At 61.8% G+C, this 6332-nt stretch carries 6 protein-coding genes; 4 read left to right on the top strand and 2 right to left on the bottom strand.

Annotation, left to right across the window (positions count from 1 at the left end; translation table 11 throughout):
* Window positions 1-234: 234 nt before the first annotated feature.
* Entirely contained in the window at window positions 235-1992 is a 1758-nt protein-coding gene (locus IHN22_RS12105) for an ABC transporter ATP-binding protein (protein WP_191435621.1), read from the top strand.
* A gap of 15 nt (window positions 1993-2007) precedes the next feature.
* Entirely contained in the window at window positions 2008-3120 is a 1113-nt protein-coding gene (locus IHN22_RS12100; RefSeq protein WP_191435619.1) for a metallophosphoesterase, read from the top strand.
* Window positions 3121-3162: 42 nt separating this feature from the next.
* On the opposite strand, the gene IHN22_RS12095 is transcribed toward IHN22_RS12100, so the two are convergent.
* Window positions 3163-3348, bottom strand: coding sequence for a hypothetical protein (locus IHN22_RS12095; protein ID WP_087189202.1), 186 nt, complete (start codon window positions 3346-3348; stop codon window positions 3163-3165).
* Between the two features lie 220 nt (window positions 3349-3568).
* Between IHN22_RS12095 and IHN22_RS12090 the strand changes: the two genes are divergently transcribed.
* Both IHN22_RS12090 and IHN22_RS12085 read left to right on the top strand, forming a co-directional pair.
* Window positions 3569-3919 (top strand): Asp23/Gls24 family envelope stress response protein, encoded by a 351-nt coding sequence (locus tag IHN22_RS12090; protein WP_087189201.1) that lies wholly within the window; start codon window positions 3569-3571, stop codon window positions 3917-3919.
* Window positions 3920-3954: 35 nt separating this feature from the next.
* Window positions 3955-5631 (top strand): DAK2 domain-containing protein, encoded by a 1677-nt coding sequence (locus tag IHN22_RS12085; protein WP_087270934.1) that lies wholly within the window; start codon window positions 3955-3957, stop codon window positions 5629-5631.
* 103 nt (window positions 5632-5734) lie between these two features.
* Here the strand turns inward: IHN22_RS12085 and IHN22_RS12080 are convergent.
* Window positions 5735-6332: V-type ATP synthase subunit D (locus tag IHN22_RS12080; RefSeq protein WP_191435617.1), on the bottom strand; the 598-nt coding region annotated here is incomplete at its 5' end.

The raw sequence follows: 6332 nt of genomic DNA, 5'->3' as shown, positions 1-6332 counted from the left end.
ACCTGGAGGCAGCCCTTGAGGATGTCTCTATTGCTGACTGACTTCATTTATTCCAGAGACTGCAAACTAAATTTGCGAAAAACTGTTGACACTACCCGCATACCGCCTTTTCCTGTTATCCGGCCCTCCGGCAAGCCCATGTGGGCCGGTTTGGCAGAGGGCTTGCTCTCAGTTGACAAAGCCCTCCGCAGCGGGCTATACTGTAAGGTAACGGATTTTTGAGAGGAGAGCGTCATGACCAACCAAAAAGACTTCAAAAACCGGGGGTATCTGCGAATTTTTGCCTCCTATTACAAGCCCCACTGGAAGCTGTTCCTGCTGGACATGGTGTGCGCCCTGCTGATCTGCGTTGTGGACCTGCTCTTCCCCATGGTGTCCCGCTGGTCCATGCAGACCCTGCTGCCCAACCAGCTCTTTGCCACCTTCTTCGCCGTGATGGCAGCCCTGGCTCTGGCCTATGTGCTCAAGGGGGTATTCTACTTCATCGTCACCTACTGGGGCCACCTGCTGGGCGTGCGGATGGAGGCCGACATTCGCCGGGATCTGTTCTCCCATATGCAGGATCTGTCCTTCTCCTTCTACGACAAGAACCGCACCGGCCAGCTGATGAGCCGGGTCACCGGCGACCTCTTTGAGATCACCGAGCTGGCCCACCACGGCCCGGAGGACCTGTTCATCTCCTCGGTGACCATTCTGGGCGCCTTCTTCATCATGCTCACCATCCAGTGGCAGCTGGCCCTGATGGTGTTCGCCGTCATCCCTATCTTCATCCTCTTTACCGCCCTCACCCGGAAAAAGATGATGAAGGCCTCCATCGAGGTCAAGGCCAAGCTGGCCGGCATCAACGGCGAGGTGGAGTCCTCCATCTCCGGGATGCGCACCGCCAAGGCCTTCGCCAACGAGGACGCCGAGAGCGCCAAGTTCAACGCCGCCAACGACCAGTTCCGTGGGGCCAAGCGTGGCTATTACAAGACCATGGCCTTCTACCAGTCGGGCATGGAGTTCTTCATGGGCATCCTGTCCGTGGTGGTCATCGCCTTCGGCGGCTTCCTTATTATGAAGGGTGAGATGGACTTCATCGATCTCACCACCTTCGCCCTGTACGTCACCACCTTCATTACCCCCATCCGCAAACTGTCCGCCTTTGTGGAGCAGTTCATGCAGGGCATGGCGGGCTTCAAGCGGTTCACCGAGCTGATGCGGGTGGAGCCCGACATCCAGGACGCCCCCGACGCCCGCACCCTCACCGACGTGAAGGGCGACATTCTGGTGGACGACGTGACCTTCCGGTACGAGTCCTCCCCCGAGCCGGTGCTGGAGCACATCACCCTCCATGTCCGCCCCGGCGAGACGGTGGCGGTGGTGGGCCCCTCCGGCGGCGGCAAGTCCACCCTGTGTCAGCTCATCCCCCGGTTCTACGACGTCACCGGCGGCCGGGTGCTGGTGGACGGCCAGGACGTGCGGGAGCTGAAGCAGCACGACCTGCGGGAACACATCGGTATTGTCCAGCAGGACGTGTTCCTCTTCGCCGGCACCATCTACGACAACATCCGCTACGGCCGGCCCGACGCCACCGAGGCGGAGATCATTGAGGCCGCCAAGAAGGCCGAGATCTACGACGACATTCTGGAGATGCCCGACGGCTTCCAGACCCAGGTGGGTGAGCGGGGCGTCATGCTCTCCGGCGGCCAGAAGCAGCGGGTGTCCATCGCCCGCATCTTCCTGAAAAACCCGCCCATCCTCATTCTGGACGAGGCCACCTCCGCCCTGGACACCGTCACCGAGGCCCGCATCCAGTCCGCCTTTGACGCCCTGGCCCAGGGCCGTACCACCCTCATCATCGCCCACCGGCTGTCCACCATCCGCTCCGCCGGACGCATTGTGGTCATCGACGGCTGCGGCATCGCCGAGGAGGGTACCCATGAGGAGCTGATGGCCAAGGGCGGCGAATACGCCCGGTTGTATCAGGCTCAGAAATCAGTTTCCATATAAAGCGAGGTGGCCGGTATGGCGCGCAAAGCACGGATACAGCGGCTGGAATTCCCCGCCGGGCGGCGGGTGCTGGTGGTCAGCGACATTCACGGCAGCCTGCCCCTGTTCCAGGGCCTGCTGGACAAGGCGGGCTACGGCCCCGACGACATTCTGGTACTGCTGGGTGATCTGGTGGAAAAGGGCCAGGACAGCCTGGCGGTGCTGCGCTATGTCATGGACCTGTCTACCCGCCGGACGGTGTACTGCGTCAAGGGCAACTGCGACGATCTGGTCACCGAATTTGTGGAATCCCCCCAGGTGCGGCCGGAATTTTTCCACCACTACCTCAACGTGTGGCGCAACCGCTGCATCCTGCTCCAGATGGGCCAGGAGGCGGGCTTTGAGACCCGCTCGCCGGAGGATCTGCCCGCCCTGCGGCAGGTGATCCTGGACCATTTCGGCCCGGAGCTGGCCTTCCTGCGGGCAATGCCCGAGATCCTGCTCACCCCCGACTATCTCTTTGTCCACGGCGGGGTGTGGGACGAGGACCGGCTGGAGGACATGACCGCCTGGGACTGCATGAAAAACGACAACTTCCTGGACCGGGGCATCAGGTTCCGCCGGTGGTGCATCGTGGGTCACACCCCGGTGACCCTCTACCACCCCCACATCCCCACCACCTGTCCGCTGGTGTCGGAGGAACAGCACATCGTCTCCATCGACGGCGGCTGCGCCCTCCAGCGGGACGCCCAGCTCAACGCCCTGGTGCTGCCCCAGCAGCCGGGGGAGGGGTTCACCTGGTTTTCCTGCGACGGTCTGCCCACCGCCATGGCCCTGGACAAACAGGAGGAGACGCCCCAGTCGGTGAATGTGCGCTGGGGCCACAGTCAGGTGGAGGTGCTGCTGCGGGGCGGGGCCCTGTGCCGCTGCCTCCACCCGGAGAGCGGCCGGGAGGTGGACGTACTCACCGACTACCTCTACCGCTCCGGAGACCAGACCCTGTGCAAGGAGTCCACCGACTACCGCCCGGCGGTGGAGCCGGGGGACATCCTGTCCATTGTCCGCCGGCTGGCCGACCGGGCTTTGGTGAAGAAGAACGGGGTCACTGGCTGGTACTTCGGACGGCTGTGCCGACCGCCTCAAACGTAAAAAAAGGCCGCTGCCCATGGCAGCGGCCCTTTTTCAAGTTTCTTACTCTTCCCAGTCGGCGAACTCCACGTCCTCCATGCAGTCGTCGCACTTGCCGGAGATGAGGCCCTTCACCTTGCAGACCAGCTCCATGAGCTTGTCCCAGTAGGCCACCACAGCATAGACCACCGCGCCCAGCACTGCCAGCACGGCCAAAAACTTCACAATCCCGCAGAAAAACTTTTTCATGATCCAAACAGCCTCCTTTGTGTTGAACGCAATGTGCTGATGAGAACAGTGTACACGTTTTTGTGGGAAATTACAAGTGTACATTCCCACTTTGAAGAAACTTTTTTCCCTTGTATTTTGTGGTGAAATAGAATACAATAAAAAGACAAACAATAGAACCTTTTCCCCCGCTTTGACGGGGATGCCATGCAGACACCCCAGGAAAGGAAGGGATCAGATAATGAAGCTGCAAACCGAACAGGGCGAGATCACCATCAGCAGCGAAGTGTTTACCAACATCACCGGCGCCGCCGCTACCAACTGCTACGGCGTGAAGGGTATGGCGGTGCGCTCCAAGGCGGACGGCCTGGTCCACCTGCTGCGCCGGGAGTCTATGGGTAAGGGCGTTAAAGTCACTTACAATGAGGATTCCACCGTCTCCATCGAACTGCATATCATCGTGGACAACGGCGTGAATCTGATGGCGGTCAGCCGCTCCATTATGAGCGAGGTCCGCTATATCGTGCAGCGTACCACCGGCGCCGAAGTGCGCAACGTGGACGTGTGCATCGATTCCATGGTCATCGGCTGAGGCCGGTCCGCCCATTGAAAGGAAGGAACACAGACATGAGAGAGCGCATTGACGGAGCGTCCTTTGCCCAGGCTATCATCCACGCGGCAGCCTCCATCAATCTTCAAAAACAGCAGATCAACGAGCTGAACGTATTCCCCGTGCCTGACGGCGACACCGGTACCAATATGGGTCTGACCATCTCCACCGCCGCCGCTGAGCTGAAGAAAAAACAACCCCGTACCGTAGGCGAGGCCGCCGCTACCAACGCCTCCGCCCTGCTGCGGGGCGCCCGCGGCAACTCGGGCGTCATCCTGTCCTTGCTGTTCCGGGGCTTCTCCAAGGCCGTGAAGGACAAGGAGACCATCGACGGTCGGGATCTGGCCATTGCCCTGGACTTCGGCGTGGCCGCCGCCTACAAGGCTGTTATGAAGCCCGCCGAGGGCACCATCCTCACCGTGTCCCGTCTGGCCGCCGCCCGGGCTGCCGACGCCGCCCGCAAGACCCCGGACGACCCCGAGGCCGTACTGGAGGCCGCCATTGCCGAGGGCCAGGTGGCCCTGGAGCACACCACCGAGATGAACCCCGTCCTCAAGAAGGCGGGTGTGGTGGACGCCGGCGGCAAGGGCTTCCTGGTGATCCTCCAGGGTATGCTGGACTCCCTGCGGGGCCTGCCCCTGCCTGAGGGAGGCGAGGAGAGCAAGACGGAGACCAAGACCGACTACGCCGCCATCGCCGCCGAGGAGATCACCTTCACCTTCGATACGGTGTTCATCGTCCGCAAGACCACCAACAAGGAGCTGACCTCCTTCGAGGCCTACCTGAACAGCATCGGTGACAGCCTGGTCATCGGCGAGGACGACGACTGCTTCAAGGTCCACGTCCACACCGACATTCCCGGCGCCGCCCTCACCGAGGCCCAGAAGTACGGTACCCTGGAGCTGGCCAAGATTGAGAATATGCGCACCCAGGCGGAGGACCTGGCCGCCGGTCGCCACATCCAGAGCACCGACGACCTGGAAGAGGACGACCACGACCACCACGAGGGCGGCCGGAAGATCGCGGCCCCCGAGAAGAAATACGGCGTGGTGGCGGTGGCCGCCGGCGACGGCCTGGCCGCCGTATTCAAGGATCTGGGGGCCGACGGCGTCATCAGCGGCGGTCAGACCATGAACCCCTCCACCGACGACATTATGAAAGTGATCGACGCCACCCCGGCGGAGATCGTCTTCGTGCTGCCCAACAACGGCAACATCATTATGGCCGCCCAGCAGTGCATCCCTCTGGCGGAGGGCAAGCAGGTGGTGGTTCTCCCCACCAAGACCGTACCCCAGGGCATCTCCGCTCTGATGGTCATGGATCTGGACGCCTCCCAGGAGGACAATGTGGCCGCCATGACCGAGGCCATCGGCAACGTCCACACCTCCGAGATCACCTACGCCGCCCGGGACTCCGACTTTGACGGCTTCGCCATCAAGCAGGGGGACTACCTGGCCCTCACCGAGCACCAGCTCTTCGGCACCGACCAGAATCTGGACACCCTGCTGCGCCGTCTGGCCGAGGCTGACGCCCAGCAGTCCGCCGAGTTTATCAACATCTTCTACGGCGAGGATGTGTCCGAGGACGACGCCCAGAAGGCTCTGGCGCTCTTCACCGAGTGCTGCCCCAACGCCGAAATCACCCTGCTCTCCGGCGGTCAGCCTGTGTACTACTATATGATCTCCGCCGAATAAGCCGGTATGCAAACCGGGGCGGCCCAGTGTGGGCCGCCCCGGTTTTTTGCGCTTATGCCACAAAAAAAGACGGTCCCGGTGGGGACCGTCTTTTTTATGATCGTTATACCTCTTCCTGTTTTCCGCCAAAGGCTTCCACCGCGCGGGCGTCGGCCTCCTGGCGTTCCTCGATGGCTTCCTTGAGGAGCATATCCTTCACCTTCATCAGACGGATGGTGTTGGAGCGCTCGTTCTCGTCCAGCTTCATGGAGATATATTTGATAGCCTCCTCCATCTGGGGGATCTTCACATATTCCAGGGCGTTGACCCGGCGGCGGGTCTTTTCGATCTCCTCCGCCAGCAGCTGGGAGGTCTTTTCGATCTCAGCCAGCTTGAGCATATCCTGGAACACCCCGGACAGGGCGTCCACCGCGCCGTCCAGCTCGCCGGAGGTGGCGGCGAAGCCGTAGGGGTAGATCTCACCGGCGTCGTCGCTCTTGGTGCGGAACTGGTAGACGGGCACGTTGACGCTCATGATGTTCTGGAAGGTCATGTCCAGCTCCACGCTCTGCTTGGGGTACAGGAGGGACTGCTCCAGCATCTCGGAAGACATGAGGGCGGAGGCCACGGTGAAGGAGCCGTGGGCTTTCATCAGCCCCTCCTCCACCTTCTTCCGCAGGGCCCGGTTCTCCCGCACCACGTCCATGAACTGCTTCATCAGC

The sequence above is a fragment of the Flavonifractor sp. An112 genome (assembly GCF_904377885.1).
GTDB classification, from domain to species: domain Bacteria; phylum Bacillota; class Clostridia; order Oscillospirales; family Oscillospiraceae; genus Flavonifractor; species Flavonifractor avicola.
The sequence above is the reverse complement of the archived record's forward strand: the minus strand, read 5'-3'. Positions and strand labels throughout refer to the sequence as shown.

Bases quoted from the DNA above. Each gene is read 5' to 3' on its own strand.
- IHN22_RS12090 (WP_087189201.1), top strand. From the start codon at position 3,569: ATGAAGCTGCAAACCGAACAGGGCGAGATCACCATCAGCAGCGAAGTG.
- IHN22_RS12105 (WP_191435621.1), top strand. From the start codon at position 235: ATGACCAACCAAAAAGACTTCAAAAACCGGGGGTATCTGCGAATTTTT.
- IHN22_RS12085 (WP_087270934.1), top strand. From the start codon at position 3,955: ATGAGAGAGCGCATTGACGGAGCGTCCTTTGCCCAGGCTATCATCCAC.
- IHN22_RS12095 (WP_087189202.1), bottom strand. From the start codon at position 3,348: ATGAAAAAGTTTTTCTGCGGGATTGTGAAGTTTTTGGCCGTGCTGGCA.
- IHN22_RS12100 (WP_191435619.1), top strand. From the start codon at position 2,008: ATGGCGCGCAAAGCACGGATACAGCGGCTGGAATTCCCCGCCGGGCGG.